We start from the raw sequence: 16,559 nt of genomic DNA on the forward strand, positions 1-16,559 counted from the left end.
CGATGTTGTGGAAACTGCTCGTGAAATACCTGCGGCCGTACCGGCGCCTGTTGGCGGCGGTCGTCGTCTTCCAGCTGGCGCAGTCGATCGCGTCGCTCTACCTGCCCACCCTCAACGCCGACATCATCGACGAGGGTGTCGCGAAGGGCGACACCGGCTACATCCTCCGCGTCGGCGGGATGATGCTGCTGATCACCTTCGCCCAGATCGTCTGCTCGATCATCGCGGTCTACTTCGGCGCGAAGGCGGCGATGGCGCTCGGACGTGACCTGCGCGGCGCGGTCTTCTCCCGGGTCGGCGAGTACTCCGAGCAGGAGGTCACCCGGTTCGGCGCCCCGTCGCTGATCACCCGCTCCACCAACGATGTGCAGCAGGTGCAGATGCTCGTGCTGATGACCTCCACCCTGATGGTCTCCGCGCCCATCCTCTCCATCGGCGGGGTGATCATGGCGATCCGCCAGGACGTGCAGCTCTCCTGGCTGATCGCGGTGAGCGTGCCCGTGCTCCTGATCGCCGTCGGCCTGATCATCGTGCGAATGGTGCCCCTGTTCCGGGTGATGCAGGCGAAGATCGACACCATCAACCGGGTGCTGCGCGAACAGCTCACCGGCATCCGGGTCATCCGCGCCTTCGTGCGCGAGGACCGCGAGCAGGCCCGCTTCGCCGTGGCCAACGAGGACGTCACCGACTACGCGCTGCGCGCCGGCCGGCTGATGGCGTTGATGTTCCCGATCGTGATGCTCGTGCTCAACGTCTCCAGCGTGGCCGTGATCTGGTTCGGGGCGTTCCGGATCCAGGACGGGTCGATGCAGGTCGGCACCCTGATCGCCTTCCTGTCCTACCTGATGCAGATCCTGATGGCCGTGATGATGGCCACCTTCATGGCCGTGATGATCCCGCGGGCGACCGTCTCCGCCGACCGGATCGGCGAGGTGCTCGGCACGGCCTCGAGCGTGGTTCCCCCGGCCAACCCGGTGAACGCGACCGTCGGCCACGGTGAACTCGCCCTGCTCGACGTGGGCTTCGCCTATCCGGGCGCCGAGCAGCCGGTGCTCAGCAATGTGAGCTTCCTGGCCCGCTCCGGCCAGACCACCGCGATCATCGGCAGCACCGGCTCCGGCAAGACCACCCTGGTGAACCTGCTGCCCCGGCTCTTCGACGCCACAAGCGGCTCGGTGCTCGTCGACGGCGTCGACGTGCGCGAGCTGAACCCCGACCTGCTCTGGGGGCACATCGGCCTCGTTCCGCAGAAACCGTACCTGTTCTCCGGCACCGTGCGCAGCAACCTGCAATACGGCAAGCCCGACGCCACCGAAGAGGAACTCTGGCGGGCGCTCACGATCGCCCAGGCGAAGGACTTCGTCGCGGAGATGCCGGAAGGACTCGATTCCCCGATCGCCCAGGGTGGCACCAACGTGTCCGGCGGCCAGCGACAGCGACTCGCGATCGCGCGCGCGCTGGTCAAACGCCCGGAGATCTACATCTTCGACGACTCGTTCTCCTCCCTCGACCTGGCAACGGATGCCCGGCTGCGCGCCGCCCTCAAGACCGGCACCGACGGGGCGACGATGATCATCGTCGCGCAGCGGGTGTCGACCATCATCGACGCCGACCAGATCCTGGTGCTCGAAGACGGCCGCATCGTCGGCGCGGGCACCCACCATGAACTGCTCGACAGCAGCAGGACCTACCAGGAAATCGTGTCATCACAGCTCACAGCGGAGGAAGCAGCATGAGCGAGGCAACCAGGGAACGGCCCGCCGCGGACCGGCCGCCGGCCCGCGGACCCGGCGGCGGGCACGGCCCGTTCGGCGGCATGAGCGCCCCCGCCGAGAAGGCGATGACCTTCGGCCCGTCGGCCCGGCGGCTGATCGGCAAGCTCAGGCCCGAACGCCTCTGGCTCCTGCTCGTGCTGGTGCTCGCCGTGGTCAGCGTCACCTTCTCGGTGATCGGCCCGCGGCTGCTCGGCGAGGGCACGAACCTCATCTTCTCCGGCATCGTGTCCAAGGCGCTCCCCGCCGGCGTCAGCCAGGTTGACGTCATCGCCGGCCTGCGCGCGGCGGGGGACACGGCCAAGGCGGACATGCTCAGCGGCATGACGCTCACCCCGGGGCTCGGCATCGACTTCGCCGCGCTGTCCGCCGTGCTGCTCTGGGCGATGATCCTCTACGTGCTGTCCTCCGCGTTCAGCTGGATCCAGGCCTACGTGCTCAACGGTGTCGTGCAGCGCACGGTGTACCGCCTGAGGGACGAGATCGAGGCGAAGATCAACCGCCTGCCGCTGCGCTACTTCGACTCTGTTCAGCGCGGCGAACTGCTCAGCCGGGTCACCAACGACGTCGACAACGTGTCGCAGAGCCTGCAGCAGTCTCTCAGTCAGATCGTCACCTCGCTGCTGACCGTGATCGGGGTCATCGTGATGATGTTCCTGCTCTCGCCGCTTCTGGCCGTGATCGCCCTGGTCACGGTGCCGCTCACCCTGGTGACCACGATGCTCATCGCCAAGCGCTCGCAGAAACTCTTCGTGGGGCAGTGGAAGAACACCGGCGAGCTGAACGGCCAGATCGAGGAGACCTTCACCGGGCACGCCCTGGTCAAGGTCTTCGGCCGCCAGAAGGAGGTCGAAGAACGCTTCAGGGTCAAGAACGAGGAGCTCTTCCAGGCCAGCTTCGGCGCCCAATTCATCAGCGGCATGATCATGCCGGCGATGACGTTCATCGGCAACCTCGTCTACGTCGGCATCGCCGTCGTCGGCGGGCTCCAGGTGGCGTCCGGCGCGATGCAGCTCGGCGATGTGCAGGCCTTCATCCAGTACTCCCGCCAGTTCACCCAGCCGCTCGCCCAGCTCGGTTCGATGGCCAACCTGCTCCAGTCCGGTGTCGCATCCGCCGAGCGCGTCTTCGACCTGCTCGACGCCGAGGAGCAGAGCCCAGACCCTGAACCGGCCGAGACCCCGGAGGCCGTGCACGGCCGGCTCGCCTTCGAAGACGTGTCCTTCCGCTACACCGCCGACCAGCCGCTGATCGAGCACATCAGCCTGGTCGCGGAACCGGGACAGACGGTCGCGATCGTCGGGCCGACCGGCGCGGGCAAGACCACCTTGGTCAACCTGATGATGCGCTTCTACGAGCTGGACTCCGGCCGGATCACCCTCGACGGCGTCGACGTGGCGACGATGACCCGCGACGACCTGCGCGGCCGGATGGGCATGGTGCTGCAGGACACCTGGCTGTTCGGCGGCACCATCCGGGAGAACATCGCCTACGGGCGTCCGGACGCCTCGGAGGAGGACATCCAGGCCGCCGCGCGGGCGACCTACGTCGACCGGTTCGTGCACTCGTTGCCGGACGGCTACGACACGGTGCTCGACGACGAGGGCGGCAACGTCAGCGCCGGCGAGAAGCAGCTGCTCACGATCGCCCGGGCGTTCCTGGCCAGGCCGAGCGTGCTCATCCTGGACGAGGCGACCAGCTCCGTCGACACCCGCACCGAGGTGCTCGTGCAGAAGGCCATGAGCGCCCTCCGCGCCGACCGCACCAGTTTCGTCATCGCGCACCGCCTGTCCACGATCCGCGACGCCGACCTCATCCTCGTGATGGAGGCCGGCCGGATCGTCGAACTGGGCACGCACGAGGAGCTGCTCGCGGCCGGTGGCGCCTACCACGCGCTCTACAACGCGCAGTTCGCGGCCCCCGTCGCCGACGACGTCTAGGCCAGGCGAACGGGCTCGCCGGTCAGGCCCGCAGGCGCGCCTCCGCATCGCGGGCGCAGTCGATGCACAGCTCGGCAGCGGGCCGGGCCTCGAGCCTGGCCCGCCCGATGGGCTCGCCTCCCCGCACGCACAGTCCGTAACTGCCGTCGATGATCCGGGCGAGCGCCCGGTCGATGGTGGCCGCCTTCGCCTCGAACTCGCTGTGCACGCCGGAGATCCGCGACCACTCCATCGTGAGCGTCGGACCCTCCGGATCGTGCTCGTCGTCGGCGGTGCCGTTGTTCCGGGCTTCGATCACGTCGTCGAGGGTGTGGGTGATCCGGCCGAGGGCGACGTCAAGGTCGCGGCGCTCCTCCAGCAGCAGTCCCTCGAAGTGCCGCAGGTCAGCGGGGGAGAGCTTCGTCTGGGTGCGCATGGCTGTCCTTTCGAGCGGCTCGCTGCAGGGGCGGAAATGCCACGTCGCGAGGATTGTGCTGTTGAGGATACGCCCGGCCGGCCGCCCTGTCGCGGGGCAGGCGGAGGCCGGTGGACAAATCAGCCGATCGTCACCGGCACCTGGTGCAGCCCGGTGGCACCGTCGGGGATGACATCGCGCACGACCGAGGTCTGCACGAGCCCGGCCGCGTCGGTCGCCCGCACCCGGATGGTGTGCCGGCCGGCGGGGGCCGTCCACTGCCAGCTCCACTGGCGCCAGGTGTCGGCGGAGATCGCGTCGGCCAGGGTCGCGTCGTTCCACGGGCCGTCGTCGACCTGCACCTGCACCGAACGGATGCCCACGTGCTGCGACCAGGCGACGCCGGCGACCGTGACCGGTCCGGCCGGTGCCCGGGTGCCCGCGCGGGGCACGTCGATCCTGGAGGACAGTTTCACCGGGCCGCGTTCGGTCCAGCCGCGGCTGGTCCAGTATGCGCTCTCCCGGTCGAACCGGGTCACGTTCAGCTCGACCACCCATTTGGTGGCCGAGACGTAGCCGTAGAGGCCCGGCACGACCATCCGCACCGGGTAGCCGTGTTCGAGGGGGAGCGGCACGCCGTTCATGCCGACGGCGAGGATCGCGTTGCGGTCGTCGGTGAGCACCTCCAGCGGGGTGCTCGCGGTCCAGCCGTCCTCGCTGCGCGAGAGCACCATGTCGGCGCCGGGCCGTGGTTTCGCCCGGGCGAGCAGCAGCCGGATCGGATAGCCCAGCCAGGTGGCGTTGCCGATCAGGTCACCGCCGACGGGGTTGGACACGCAGGTGAGCGTAGTCGTGCTCTCTTCCAACGGCAGGGCGAGGAGCTCCGCGAAGGTCAGCTCGACCTCGTTCTCAACGAGGCCGGTGACCTTCAGCGTCCAGGTGGCCGGGTCGATCCGGGGCACCTGCAGCGCCGTGTCGATCCGGTAGAAGCCGAGGTTCGGCGTGATCACGGGGGAGAGGCCGTCGATCGCGAGGTCGGCTCCGGGTGGGATCGGGGCCGGGGCGGTGGCCGGGGCAGGCAGGGTGAACCGGGCGCGGGCGGCATCCGTGGCCCGGGTGCCGGCCGACACCAGCTGGCCGCCGATCACGGCGAGCACGCCGAGGCCGGCGCTCGTTCCGGTCGAGGCCAGGAACCGTCTGCGGTCGACGCCGGAGGAGCCCGAGTTCGGGTCCGCGATGGTGCGCGGCAGACGGGTGGTGAGCACCGTGAGCAGCACCGCCGCGACCACCATCGAAGTGACCGAGGGCAGGGCATCGAAGGTGGCGGCGCCGGACCGGGTCAGCACCGCGACCACGGCGAGTGCGCCCGCCGCGACGACGAGCGCCCGGCCGAACGGCGGACGACGGGATTCGAGCACCCCGGCGACGGCGGCCAGCACGAACGCCCCCAGGACGACGCAGACGATCAGCACCGCCTTGTCGCCCGTGCCGAACAGGCCGATGACCAGCTCCTTGACCCAGCCCGGGACGAGATCGATCACGAGGGCGCCGACGGCCAGGATGGGGCTGCCCGCCGGGGCGAGGATCGCGGCGACAAGCTCGGCCGCGCCCAGTCCGCCCAGCGCCGCGGCGACACCGGCAGCGACGGGGCGCCACAGCCGGGACCCGCGCGAGGCGGTGCGGGATCGGGGAGGAGCGTCGGGGGTGGCCATCCGTTCAGCATAGGTTCGGGGGCTGCGAGGCGCGCCGGTCAAGTCCTTACGATTCGCTGCGGCTTTCGGCCGGCTCGGGAAACCGTGCCCGTCAGCATTTCACGAACCGGAAACCTGCCCGACACCTCCACCCGGCCCGCGGCTCCTAGGGTGAAAACACCGGCACCCCGTTTCGGGTGCCGGCACCGAACGCCAATGACGTCGCCGTGAAGACCCGTGCGAAACGCAGACCACCCGCTGCAGCGTCGATGGGTCCTCCGGCTACTCACCGGGCCGCCCTGCCCGCCTTCGACCAGACACCCCGCACCCTCTTCACCCCGAAAGAGAACCCGGATGACCACCCTGCATGTGCGACCCCAAATCTTTGTTCCACCGCTGGAGATCGAGCCGGCATCGCCACCCCGCCCGGCCGAGGCCACGAAGGCACAGTCGCCGTCCCTGGTGATGCTCGTGCTGGTCGCGACGATCGGCATCCTCGCCTACGCGAACTTCCTCCTGAACCCCGCCAGCCGCGGCGACTGGTTGCCGTATTCGATGGTCATCCTCGCGGAGTCGATCCTGATCGGCCAGGCTCTGCTGTCGATGTGGACGATCCTCAGCGGATCCCAGGACCCGCGCGACTTCTCGTTCCACCAGGCCAGGACGGCGTTGTTCCACTCGCGGGAGATCGCCAGGGACGGGTGGGGCGACTCACCGGAACACTGGCCGCTGCACCTGGCCGACGCCCGGGTGTCCGTGGACGTCTTCATCACCACCTACGGCGAAGACCCGGACGTGATCCGGCGCACCGTCGCCGCCGCCCGGAGAATCCGGGGTGAGCACACCACGTGGGTGCTCGACGACGGTGATTCGGATGCCGTGCGCAACGTGGCCGTCGAACTCGGCGCGCGCTACGTACGGCGCCTCGGCAACGGTGGCGCCAAGGCCGGCAACGTCAACCATGCCCTGAGCCTGACCCGGAGCGACTTCTTCGTCATCTTCGACGCCGACTTCGTGCCGGACCCCGACTTCCTGGTCGAGACCGTGCCGTTCTTCGCCGATGACGCCGTGGCGTTCGTGCAGACGCCGCAGACCTACGGCAACCTGCACACGGTGATCGCCCGTGGTGCGGGCTACATGCAGGCCGTCTTCTACCGGTTCATCCAGCCCGGCCGCAACCGTTTCAACGCCGCGTTCTGCGTGGGCACGAACGTGATCTTCCGCCGTCGCGCCGTGGACGAGGTCGGCGGCATCTACACGGACTCGAAGTCCGAGGACGTCTGGACGTCGCTCATGCTGCACGAGCGGGGCTGGCGCACGATCTACATTCCGCTGTCCCTCGCGGTCGGGCAGGCGCCGGAGACGGTCGAGGCGTACACGAAACAGCAGCTCCGCTGGGCCACCGGCGGCTTCGAGATCCTGCTCCGGCACAACCCGCTGAGCCCCCGCCGACGGCTGACCCTGGACCAGCGCCTGCAGTACCTGGTCACGGCATCCTTCTACCTGACCGGGATCTGCCCGCTCCTGCTGCTCCTGGTGCCGCCGCTGGAGATCTACTTCGACCTGCGCCCGATGAACCTCTCCACCACGGTCTTCACCTGGCTGGCCTACTACGCCGGGTTCTACCTGCTGCAGATCATGCTCGCCTTCTACACGATGGGGTCGTTCCGCTGGGAGACGCTGATGCTGGCGACCATCTCCTTCCCGATCTACCTGGCCGCGCTGACCAACGTGATCGTGGGCAAGGAACAGCACTGGCACGCCACGGGGAACCGCACCGCGGCCAGTTCGCCGTTCAACTTCATGATCCCGCAGGTGCTGTTCTTCGCCTTCCTCTCGCTCACCTCGGCGGTCGCGATCTGGCGGGACGTCGGCAACGGCGCGCCCACCCTGGCCACGGCCTGGAACGTCACCAACACGCTCATCCTCGGCGTCTTCGTCGTGGTGGCGCTGCGTGAGGTGAGCGGGCAGCGGGCAGCCCGGCGGGCGGCCGGGCGCCTCGCCCGGTCGGCGGCCGCCCGGAAGACCCCGCCGCCCGGCCGTGACCGTGCCGGCCATGACCGTGCCGGCCACGGGATCGCGGTCGCCTCGTGACCTGGCGCAACCGGTTCAGGCTCCTGGCCGGCCTCGCGGCCGTGTTGGTCCTGGTGGCCGGCCTCACGATCGTGTTCAACCAGCGGCAGGCCCGGGTGGCGAGCATCTCCGCGTCGATCGAGGCGGAGCGGTACCCGGTCGGCATCGACTACGGCGGAACGGTGATCGACCGGTTCGTCGACGCCGGAACCCGGGTGCACGCCGGCCAGGACCTGTTCTCCCTGCAGAGCTCCTCACTCCAGGCCGACCTGGCCGAGGGTTTGGTCAAGCCGGACACGGTCGCGTACAGCGTCGCCGCCAGCGGCATCATCACGTTGAAGGCCTCGGTCGACGGGACCGTCACCGACCTCAGCACCGAGCGCGGGTCGTTCGTGCAGGCCGGCCAGGTGCTGGCGATGATCGACCGGGCCGGGTCGCTCTTCGTCTCGGCCGACTATGCGCTCACCCCGCGCGACTACGCCAGGGTCGAAGACGGCGCTGCCGTGGACATCCTGCTGCCCAATCAACGGCAGGTCAGCGGGCGGATCGAGTCGATCGAGGTGCAGACCGCCGACGGCAGGGCCGAGACCACCGTGCGGGTGGCCAGCGACCAGCTGGTTGACGGGGACAACAACGGGCTGGTCGCCCGCGGCACCCCGGTCACCGCCACTCTCATGCTCCGCGACGACGGCGTTCTCGCCGGGGTGGGCGACGGCGTGAGCGACTTCCTGCGGAAGATCGGACTCTAGATGGCAGCGCATCGGCCGGGTGACATCGGACGGTTCGCCGCGGGCCTGGCGCTCGCGCTGCTGGCCCTCTCCGGCTGTTCGGCGGCCGGGGCCAGGCAGGCGGAGACCGGGGACGCCTCCGGCAGTGGAGGAGCCGACATCTTCGCGGGGGACACGATCGCCCCGCTGGTCGCGGGGGTGCCGGAGCGCACCGTCGCAGCCCTGCCGGCGGCGCGGCTGGCGGTCGGCCTGATTCCGCCCACCAACCGGTGGTTCTCCGGGCTGGTCTTCGGGGAGGTGTCGATGCCCGTCTTCCCGCTGCCGCTGTCGTTCCAGCTGACCGCGGGCGGATTCGCGTTCGGGGTGCCCACCGTGACAACCGGACCGAAAGCGATCATGGGCGGCTTCACCGGGGCGATCACGGCGGATGTCGGCGCCCGCCGCCAGGTCGTCACCGGCTACGACGAGGCCTCGGTCACCATCACGCAGCGGGACGACGACGGCGAGATCGGCCGCACCGTGATCGCCGAGGGGTCCCCGTTCGTGAGTTTCACCGCCACCCGGGACGTCGACGTGCGCCTGGCCACCGCGATGACCGCCACGGGCGAGGCTGCGGGCGGCGAGGACGCAGCCGGAGGCGGCGGCCCCTGGACGGTCGAGGTCGCCGGAACCCGGTACGGCCTGGCCGGCGCCGGCACACTGGACGAGCGCGGAACCACGCTCGCGCTCCGGGCCGGGCAGACCGCCACCTGGTACGCGATCGCCGAGGGAGGGTCGCCGGGCCGATTCGCCGAGGCGGCCCGGCATCCGCTTGTCGGCACGAGCCTGGCCTACACGATAACCGCCGACCGGGCGACGACCAGCCTGCGCTATCGCACCACGGACGGCGGCCCGACGCTCATCGCGGCGATGCCGCACCAGTCGGATCGAGCGGCCGGCACGGAATGCTCGCTCGGCAGCTACCCGAGCGTCTACGGCGAGCTCCGGCTGTGCGCCGGGACGGCCCTGGCCTGGTCGGTGCCCCGGCTCGACGCGGCCGGTTCGCTCGACCTGGCCGGGCTGGACGCGGCCGCAAAAGAACGATTGGCCGCGCAGGTAGGAGCGGATGTCGACGGCACCGGTGCGTTCCCCGAGGACACCTACTTCGGCGGAAAGGCGCTGTACCGGGCGGCGAACCTGCTCAAGGTCGCCGAGCAGGTCGGCGCCGACCGGGCGGCGGCCACGATCCGGAAACGCCTGGTCGACGAGCTCGGCCGGTGGTTCGAGCCGACCGGATGCTCGGACCGGAGCACCCGCTGCTTCGTCTACGACCCGGCCGCGCGCGGCCTGGTCGGCCTGGCCGCGTCGTTCGGGTCCGACTCGTTCAACGACCACCACTTCCACTACGGCTATTTCCTCTACGCGGCCGGGGTCGCCGCCGCGGACGACCCGGCGCTCGCCGCCCGCTGGGCGCCCGTGCTCAACCTGCTCGCCGCAGACCTGGCCACGAGCGGGCCGAGCGACGTGTTCCCCCAACGCCGGGTGTTCGACGCCTATGCCGGCCATTCCTGGGCCAGCGGCACGGCCCCGTTCGCCGATGGCAACAACCAGGAGTCCAGCTCGGAGGCGGTGACGGCCTGGAACGGCCTCGCCCTCTGGGCCGCGGCGAGCGGACAGGCAGAGCTCCGCACCGAGGCCGCCTGGCTTCTCTCGGCCGAGGCGGCATCCGCCCTCGCCTACTGGACGGACTTCCCGCGGGACGATCCCGTCTACTCCGGGTTCGAGCACCCGGTCAGCTCGCTGGTCTGGGGCGGCAAACGCGACTACGCGACCTGGTTCAGCCCCGAGCCGAGCGCCATGCTCGGCATCCTCGTGCTGCCGATGAGCCCGGTCGCCGGCTACCTCGGCGGCAACCCCGACCGGGTGCGCGCCAACCTCGCCGACGCGGCGCCGAACGGGTTCGACGTTCTCTTCGGCGACTACCTGCTGATGTATTCCGCGCTCGCCGGGCCGGATGCGGCCGCCGCCGCGCTGAGCGCCGTCGCGGCGCTGCCGGCCGACCGCATCGACGACGGCAACAGCCGCGCCTACCTGCTCGCCTGGCTCTACTGCCGCCGCTGACAACCGCCGTTGGCGCCCGCCGGAGCGGACGCCCAGTGGAATAGGGCAGGATCGAAGGATCATGGCTACTCTCACCGCGCTCCCGCACGTCACCGACCCGGACATCCTGTTCGAGGCGTTCGAACTCTGGGCAGGGGAGCAGGGTCTGGCGCTCTACCCGGCCCAGGAGGAGGCCGTGATCGAGATCGTGTCGGGGGCCAACATCATCCTGAGCACCCCCACCGGCACGGGCAAGTCGCTGGTCGCCGTCGGAGCGCACTTCGCCGCCCTGTCCGCCGGCAGGCGCACCTTCTACACCGCCCCGATCAAGGCGCTCGTCAGCGAGAAGTTCTTCGCCCTCGTCGACATCTTCGGCGCCGAGAACGTGGGCATGATGACCGGCGACTCCTCGGTGAACTCCGACGCCCCGATCATCTGCTGCACGGCGGAGATCCTCGCCAACCTCGCGCTGCGCAGCGGCGAGGACACCCAGGTGGACCAGGTCGTGATGGACGAATTCCATTTCTACGGCGACCCCGACCGCGGCTGGGCCTGGCAGGTGCCCCTGCTGCTGCTGCCGCGGGTGCAGTTCATCCTGATGTCGGCCACCCTGGGCGACGTCACGGTCATCGCCGACGACCTCTCCCGGCGCACCGGCCGGCCCACCGCGGTCGTCACCGGCGTGGAACGGCCCGTGCCGCTGCACTACTTCTACGAGACCACGCCCGTGCACGAGACCGTGGAGGACCTGCTCAAGACCGGGCAGGCTCCGGTCTACATCGTCCATTTCGCGCAGGCGGCCGCCCTGGAACGCGCGCAGGCGCTGAGCAGCGTGAAGGTGGCCACCAAGGAGCAGAAGGAGGCGATCGCGGAGCTGATCGGCGGGTTCCGCTTCACCACCAGCTTCGGCAAGACCCTGTCCCGGCTGATCCGGATGGGCATCGGCGTGCACCACGCCGGGATGCTGCCCAAGTACCGCCGACTCGTCGAGCAGCTCGCCCAGCGCGGCCTGCTCCGGGTCATCTGCGGCACCGACACGCTCGGCGTCGGCATCAACGTGCCGATCCGCACCGTGCTGTTCACCGCGCTCACCAAGTACGACGGCGTCAAAATGCGCCAGCTGAACGCGCGCGAATTCCACCAGATCGCCGGGCGGGCCGGCCGGGCCGGCTACGACACCGCCGGCACCGTCGCCGTGCAGGCGCCCGATCACGAGACCGACAACCTCAAAGCGACCCTGAAGGCCGGCGACGACCCGAAGAAGAAACGCAAGATCATCCGCAAGAAGGCGCCGGAGGGCTTCGTCTCCTGGGGCGAGCCGTCGTTCCAGCGCCTCGTCGCGGCCGAGCCGGAGACCATGCAGTCGAGCATGCAGATGACCGCGGCGATGCTGATCAACGTGATCGGGCGCGGCGGCGACGCGTACGCCCACGTCCACTCGCTGGTCTTCGACAACCACGAGCCGTGGAAGCGCCAGCTCGCGCACGCCCGGCGGGCGCTGGGAATCTACAAGACGCTGCGCGCGGCGGGAGTCGTGGAGCAGAACGTCGACCCGCGGACCGGGCGCACGGACATCCGCCTCACCGTGGACCTGCAGCCGAACTTCGCGCTCAACCAGCCGTTGTCCCCGTTCGCGCTCGCCGCGTTCGACCTGCTCGACGTGGAAGACCCCGGCTACGCGCTGGACATGATCTCGATCGTCGAGGCGACCCTCGACGACCCGCGCCCGGTGCTGATGGGCCAGCAGTTCGCCGCGCGCGGTGAGGCTGTGAACGCGATGAAGCGGGAGGGGATCGAGTACGACGAGCGGATGGCGCTGCTCGAGGAGATCACCTGGCCCAAGCCGCTCGAGGAACTGCTCACCTACACGTTCGACACCTACAAGGAATCGCAGCCGTGGATCGCGGACTTCGCCCTGCGCCCGAAGACGGTCGTGCGCGACATGTACGAGCGGGCGATGTCGTTCGGCGAGTTCATCGCCTTCTACAAGCTCGCCCGCAGCGAGGGCGTCGTTCTGCGCTACCTGTCGGACGCCTACCGGGCCGCCAGGCAGACCATCCCGGACGAGGCGAAGACCGAGGACCTGCTCGACCTGATCGAATGGCTCGGCGAGCTCGTTCGCCAGGTCGACTCGAGCCTGCTCGACGAGTGGGAGGAGCTCATCCACCCCGACCTCGCCGTGCACGAGGCCGGGGCCCATTCGGTGCTGCCGCCGGCCCCGCGCCGGCTGACGACGAACACCCGAGCCTTCCGGATCCTCGTGCGCAACGAGCTGTTCCGCCGGGTGCAACTGGCGGCGCTCGAGCACTACGACGAGCTCGGCGAACTCGACCGCGAACACGGTTTCACCGCGGATGCCTGGGCCGACGCCATGGACGGCTACTTCGCCGAGCACGACGAGCTGCTCGCCGGGGCGAATGCGCGCGGGGCGGGCCTGCTGATCCTCGACGAGGGCGCCACCGAATGGACCGCCCGGCAGATCTTCGACGACCCGGCCGGCGACCACGACTGGGGCATCAGCGCCACGATCGACCTGGCCGCCTCCGACGAGCTCGGCGCGGCCGTGCTTCGGGTCACCGGGGTCAACCGGCTGTAAGGCGGCCTCCGGCCTCCGGCCTCCGGCATGCGGCGGCACCGGAGTACGGTGGGGGCATGCCAACGACCCACGTTCCAGATGCCCCGATCCGCACCGGCCTGATCGGTTTCGGCACCTCCGGCCGGCTCTTCCACAGCCCCTTCATCGACGCGAACCCCGAGTTCTCCCTCGACCTGATCGTGACGAAGGACCCGGCCCGGCGCGCGGTGGCCGGCGAACGGTATCCGCGGGCCCGGCTGGTGGACAGCTCCGACGACCTCTTCGCGGAGGCCGCGAACCTCGACCTGGTCGTGATCGGTTCGCCGTCGGCCACCCACGTGCCGCTCGCGCACGCAGCCCTCGACGCCGGGCTGGCCGTCGTCGTCGACAAGCCGTTCGCGGTGACGAGCAGGGACGGCCGGGCGCTGATCGAGAAGGCCAACCGGCTGGGGCTCCCGCTGACCGTGTTCCAGAACCGGCGCTGGGACGGTGACTTCCTCACCCTGAAGGCCCTGCTGGATGCCGGGAGGCTCGGCACGGTGCGCCGGTTCGAGTCGCGGTTCGAATGGTGGAAGCCCGAGCAGTCGAAGTCCTGGAAGGCCGCCGCGACGATCACGGAGGGCGGTGGCGTCTTGTTCGACCTCGGCGCGCACCTGATCGACCAGGCCCTGGTGCTGTTCGGCCCGATCGACGACATCTACGCCGAAACCCTCACCCGGCGCCCGGGCGGAACCGCGGACGACGACACCTTCGTGGCCCTGCACCACGGCTCAGGGGTGCGTTCACACCTCTGGATGAACGGGATCGCGGCGCAGGCCGGCCCGCGGTTCCACGTGCTCGGCTCGGAATCCGGCTACACCAAGTGGGGCCTCGACGGCCAGGAAGAGGCGCTCAAGGCCGGCGCGCGGCCGACCGATCCCGGCTTCGGCGTCGACGACGAGTCGACCTGGGGAGTGCTGGGAATCGACGGGGCCCTCACCCCGGTGCCCGCCGAGCGGGGCAGCTACGTGTCGTTCTACACCGGGCTGGCGGATGCCCTGCTCCGGGGAGCGCCGGTGCCGGTCGACCCCGAGGATTCGCTCAGGGTGATCAGCATCATCGAACGGATCAACCTGCTCACGCACTAGCTGCTTACACACTGGCTGCTCACGCACTGGCTGCTCCCGCACCTGCTGCTCCCGCACTGGCTGCTCCCGCACTGGGTGCGGGCGCCCCGCCCGGGCGTCAGCGCTTGGCGGTCCAGTCGAGATTGATGATGTTCCTGATGTAGATGTTCTCGCCGAGGCCCGAGACTGACGGGTTCATCCGCAGCAGCTGCTGCACCGGCAGGTCGAAGCGTTGGGCGATGGCGAAGAAGTCGTCGCCCTCGACGACCGTGTACGTGCTCAGGTTGCCGGCGGCATCCGTGGCCGGGGCGCCGCGCGCGCCCGCGGTGGCACCCTGGTCGACTGCCGGCCCGTCCGGGAGCGGCACGGCCGGCCCGGCCTCGGCGTTCGGGGTCGTCTCCGGCGCCGGCGGGTTGGGGATGATCACCTCCGGAACCGTGGGTGTGGGCGTCGGCGTGGGGGTCGGCGTCGGCGTCGGCGTGACGAGCACGGTGGCGGTGACGACGGGCGCAGGGGGAGTGGAGCACCCGGCGAGGGCCGGGAGGAGAACCGCGACGGCGAGGCCGGTCAGCGCAACCCGTCCGAGCCTTCGGGCCGCGGCGCCCGGCCTGGGCTGCGTCCGGCGCGGCCGAACGCGGCCGTGGTCGTGCCTGTCGTGCCTGTCGTGCCTGTCGTGCAACGTCGTGACGGTGCCCATGCTCATCCCCCCGGAAACAGGTCGGCGTCTCGGCCGGCGTCCGGCCAGTTTAGGCCGTCCGGGCCGGAATCGGCTGACTCGGCAGCAAAAGCGGGCTGCCGATGGCTGTTTCAGTCGCTCAGCATTCGATCACGTTGACGGCGAGGCCGCCCTCGCTGGTCTCCTTGTACTTGGTCATCATGTCCAGGCCGGTCTGGCGCATGGTCTCGATCACGGTGTCGAGGGAGACGAGGTGGGTGCCGTCGCCGTGCAGGGCGAGCCGGGCCGCGGAGACGGCGGTCGACGACGCGATCGCATTCCGCTCGATGCAGGGCACCTGCACCAGGCCGCCGACCGGGTCGCAGGTGAGCCCCAGGTGGTGTTCCATGGCGATCTCGGCCGCGTTCTCGACCTGGCGGGGGGTGCCGCCGAGCACGGCGCAGAGCGCACCGGCGGCCATGGCGCAGGCAGAGCCGACCTCGGCCTGGCACCCGCCCTCCGCCCCGGAGATGGAGGCGTTCGCCTTGACCAGGGAGCCGATCGCGACCGCGGTGAGCAGGTAGCGACGGATGCCGGCGGCGTTCGCCCCCGGCACGAATCGCAGGTAGTAGTGCCCGACGGCGGGGATGATGCCGGCGGCTCCGTTGGTCGGGGCCGTCACGACCCGCCCGCCGGAGGCGTTCTCCTCGTTCACGGCCAGGGCGAACGCGTGCAGCCACTCCGTCGACGTGTCGCGTTCACGCACCGGCTGACTCTCGTATTCCTCCAGCTGCATGCGAACGGCGGCGGCCCGCCGTTTCACCTTGAGACCGCCGGGCAGGATGCCGGTGGCGACCAGTCCGGCCTCCACGCAGACGTGCATGGCGTCCCAGATCGCGTCGAGGCCCGCATTGAGGCGGTCGGGGCCGTGGATGGCCTCCTCGTTGGCGCGGGCGACATCGCAGATGGACGCGTCGTGCAGGTCACAGAGCGCCAGGAGTTCGGCGCTGGACGCGTACGGCATGGGGGCGGCGGCGAGCGTGCGCACCTGCGGCTGGTCGCCGTCGCGACGGATGAAGCCGCCGCCGATCGAGTACCAGGTCTCGTCGAAGAGGGGCGCGGCATCCGTCTCGCCCCACGCCCGCAGGGTCAGCGCGTTCGGGTGGCCGGGCAGCCGGGTGCGCGGTTCGAAGCTGATGTCGTCGCGCCGGACCGGGATGGGGTGGCTGCCGGCGAGGAGGAGCGTGGCACCCTCGGCGAGGCCCGACCAGGCGTGGCGGACCGCCTCAGGGTCGCAGCTTTCCGGCTCGAGCCCGGCGAGGCCGGCCAGGATCGCGTCCGGCGTGCCGTGGCCGAGGCCGGTGGAGCCGAGCGACCCGTAGAGCGAACAGCTGATCCGGGCGACGTCGCCCAGCCTGCCGGATTCGGCCAGGTGGGTGGCAAAGGTGAGGGCGGCCCGCATCGGGCCGACCGTGTGGGAACTGGATGGACCGATCCCGATGGAGAAGAGGTCGAGAGCCGACACGTACGCTGTCATCCGACCATC

At 70.2% G+C, this 16,559-nt stretch carries 11 protein-coding genes; 7 read left to right on the top strand and 4 right to left on the bottom strand.

Features of this window, described 5'->3' with window-relative positions; all coding sequences use genetic code 11:
• The first annotated feature begins 2 nt into the window (after window positions 1-2).
• Window positions 3-1,736 carry an ABC transporter ATP-binding protein gene (locus E3O48_RS08215; protein ID WP_134538042.1) on the top strand — a complete coding sequence of 578 codons (1,734 nt, stop codon included), beginning with the start codon at window positions 3-5 and terminating at the stop codon, window positions 1,734-1,736.
• Window positions 1,733-3,712 carry an ABC transporter ATP-binding protein gene (locus E3O48_RS08220; protein WP_134538043.1) on the top strand — a complete coding sequence of 660 codons (1,980 nt, stop codon included), beginning with the start codon at window positions 1,733-1,735 and terminating at the stop codon, window positions 3,710-3,712. Before E3O48_RS08215 ends, E3O48_RS08220 begins: the two co-directional genes overlap by 4 nt.
• Before the next feature lie 22 nt (window positions 3,713-3,734).
• On the opposite strand, the gene E3O48_RS08225 is transcribed toward E3O48_RS08220, so the two are convergent.
• Both E3O48_RS08225 and E3O48_RS08230 read right to left on the bottom strand, forming a co-directional pair.
• Window positions 3,735-4,127, bottom strand: a complete 393-nt coding sequence (locus E3O48_RS08225; protein ID WP_134510815.1) for a TraR/DksA family transcriptional regulator — start codon at window positions 4,125-4,127, stop codon at window positions 3,735-3,737.
• Window positions 4,128-4,246: 119 nt separating this feature from the next.
• A complete protein-coding gene (locus E3O48_RS08230) occupies window positions 4,247-5,818 on the bottom strand; it encodes a molybdopterin-dependent oxidoreductase (RefSeq protein ID WP_134538044.1) in 1,572 nt (523 codons plus the stop codon).
• Between the two features lie 333 nt (window positions 5,819-6,151).
• On the opposite strand from E3O48_RS08230, the gene E3O48_RS08235 reads away from it, so the two are divergent.
• The 5 genes from E3O48_RS08235 (at window position 6,152) to E3O48_RS08255 (ending at window position 14,379) form a co-directional block, all read left to right on the top strand.
• Window positions 6,152-7,891: a glycosyltransferase gene (locus tag E3O48_RS08235; RefSeq protein WP_134538045.1), complete on the top strand. Its 1,740-nt coding sequence runs from the start codon at window positions 6,152-6,154 to the stop codon at window positions 7,889-7,891.
• The gene (locus E3O48_RS08240; protein WP_134538046.1) at window positions 7,888-8,619 is read left to right on the top strand and encodes an HlyD family secretion protein; all 732 of its coding nucleotides are present in this window, start codon (window positions 7,888-7,890) and stop codon (window positions 8,617-8,619) included. The genes E3O48_RS08235 and E3O48_RS08240 overlap by 4 nt, the downstream gene beginning before the upstream one ends.
• Window positions 8,620-10,698, top strand: a complete 2,079-nt coding sequence (locus tag E3O48_RS08245; RefSeq protein WP_134538047.1) for a glycosyl hydrolase — start codon at window positions 8,620-8,622, stop codon at window positions 10,696-10,698.
• Between the two features lie 61 nt (window positions 10,699-10,759).
• Window positions 10,760-13,273 carry an RNA helicase gene (locus tag E3O48_RS08250; RefSeq protein WP_134538048.1) on the top strand — a complete coding sequence of 838 codons (2,514 nt, stop codon included), beginning with the start codon at window positions 10,760-10,762 and terminating at the stop codon, window positions 13,271-13,273.
• 56 nt (window positions 13,274-13,329) lie between these two features.
• Window positions 13,330-14,379 carry a Gfo/Idh/MocA family oxidoreductase gene (locus E3O48_RS08255; protein ID WP_134538049.1) on the top strand — a complete coding sequence of 350 codons (1,050 nt, stop codon included), beginning with the start codon at window positions 13,330-13,332 and terminating at the stop codon, window positions 14,377-14,379.
• Window positions 14,380-14,476: 97 nt separating this feature from the next.
• On the opposite strand, the gene E3O48_RS08260 is transcribed toward E3O48_RS08255, so the two are convergent.
• Together E3O48_RS08260 and E3O48_RS08265 are read right to left on the bottom strand one after the other, a co-directional pair.
• Window positions 14,477-15,055 carry a LysM peptidoglycan-binding domain-containing protein gene (locus E3O48_RS08260; RefSeq protein WP_134538050.1) on the bottom strand — a complete coding sequence of 193 codons (579 nt, stop codon included), beginning with the start codon at window positions 15,053-15,055 and terminating at the stop codon, window positions 14,477-14,479.
• A 118-nt stretch (window positions 15,056-15,173) separates the two neighbouring features.
• On the bottom strand, window positions 15,174-16,550 hold the full coding sequence (locus E3O48_RS08265) for an L-serine ammonia-lyase (protein ID WP_134538051.1): 1,377 nt from the start codon (window positions 16,548-16,550) through the stop codon (window positions 15,174-15,176).
• Window positions 16,551-16,559 lie beyond the last annotated feature (9 nt).

This window comes from Cryobacterium sp. HLT2-28 (assembly GCF_004402495.1).
In the GTDB taxonomy this organism is placed as follows: Bacteria; Actinomycetota; Actinomycetes; order Actinomycetales; family Microbacteriaceae; genus Cryobacterium; species Cryobacterium mannosilyticum.

Bases quoted from the DNA above. Each gene is read 5' to 3' on its own strand.
- E3O48_RS08215 (WP_134538042.1), top strand. From the start codon at position 3: ATGTTGTGGAAACTGCTCGTGAAATACCTGCGGCCGTACCGGCGCCTG.
- E3O48_RS08220 (WP_134538043.1), top strand. From the start codon at position 1,733: ATGAGCGAGGCAACCAGGGAACGGCCCGCCGCGGACCGGCCGCCGGCC.
- E3O48_RS08225 (WP_134510815.1), bottom strand. From the start codon at position 4,127: ATGCGCACCCAGACGAAGCTCTCCCCCGCTGACCTGCGGCACTTCGAG.
- E3O48_RS08230 (WP_134538044.1), bottom strand. From the start codon at position 5,818: ATGGCCACCCCCGACGCTCCTCCCCGATCCCGCACCGCCTCGCGCGGG.
- E3O48_RS08235 (WP_134538045.1), top strand. From the start codon at position 6,152: ATGACCACCCTGCATGTGCGACCCCAAATCTTTGTTCCACCGCTGGAG.
- E3O48_RS08245 (WP_134538047.1), top strand. From the start codon at position 8,620: ATGGCAGCGCATCGGCCGGGTGACATCGGACGGTTCGCCGCGGGCCTG.
- E3O48_RS08250 (WP_134538048.1), top strand. From the start codon at position 10,760: ATGGCTACTCTCACCGCGCTCCCGCACGTCACCGACCCGGACATCCTG.
- E3O48_RS08255 (WP_134538049.1), top strand. From the start codon at position 13,330: ATGCCAACGACCCACGTTCCAGATGCCCCGATCCGCACCGGCCTGATC.
- E3O48_RS08260 (WP_134538050.1), bottom strand. From the start codon at position 15,055: ATGGGCACCGTCACGACGTTGCACGACAGGCACGACAGGCACGACAGG.
- E3O48_RS08265 (WP_134538051.1), bottom strand. From the start codon at position 16,550: ATGACAGCGTACGTGTCGGCTCTCGACCTCTTCTCCATCGGGATCGGT.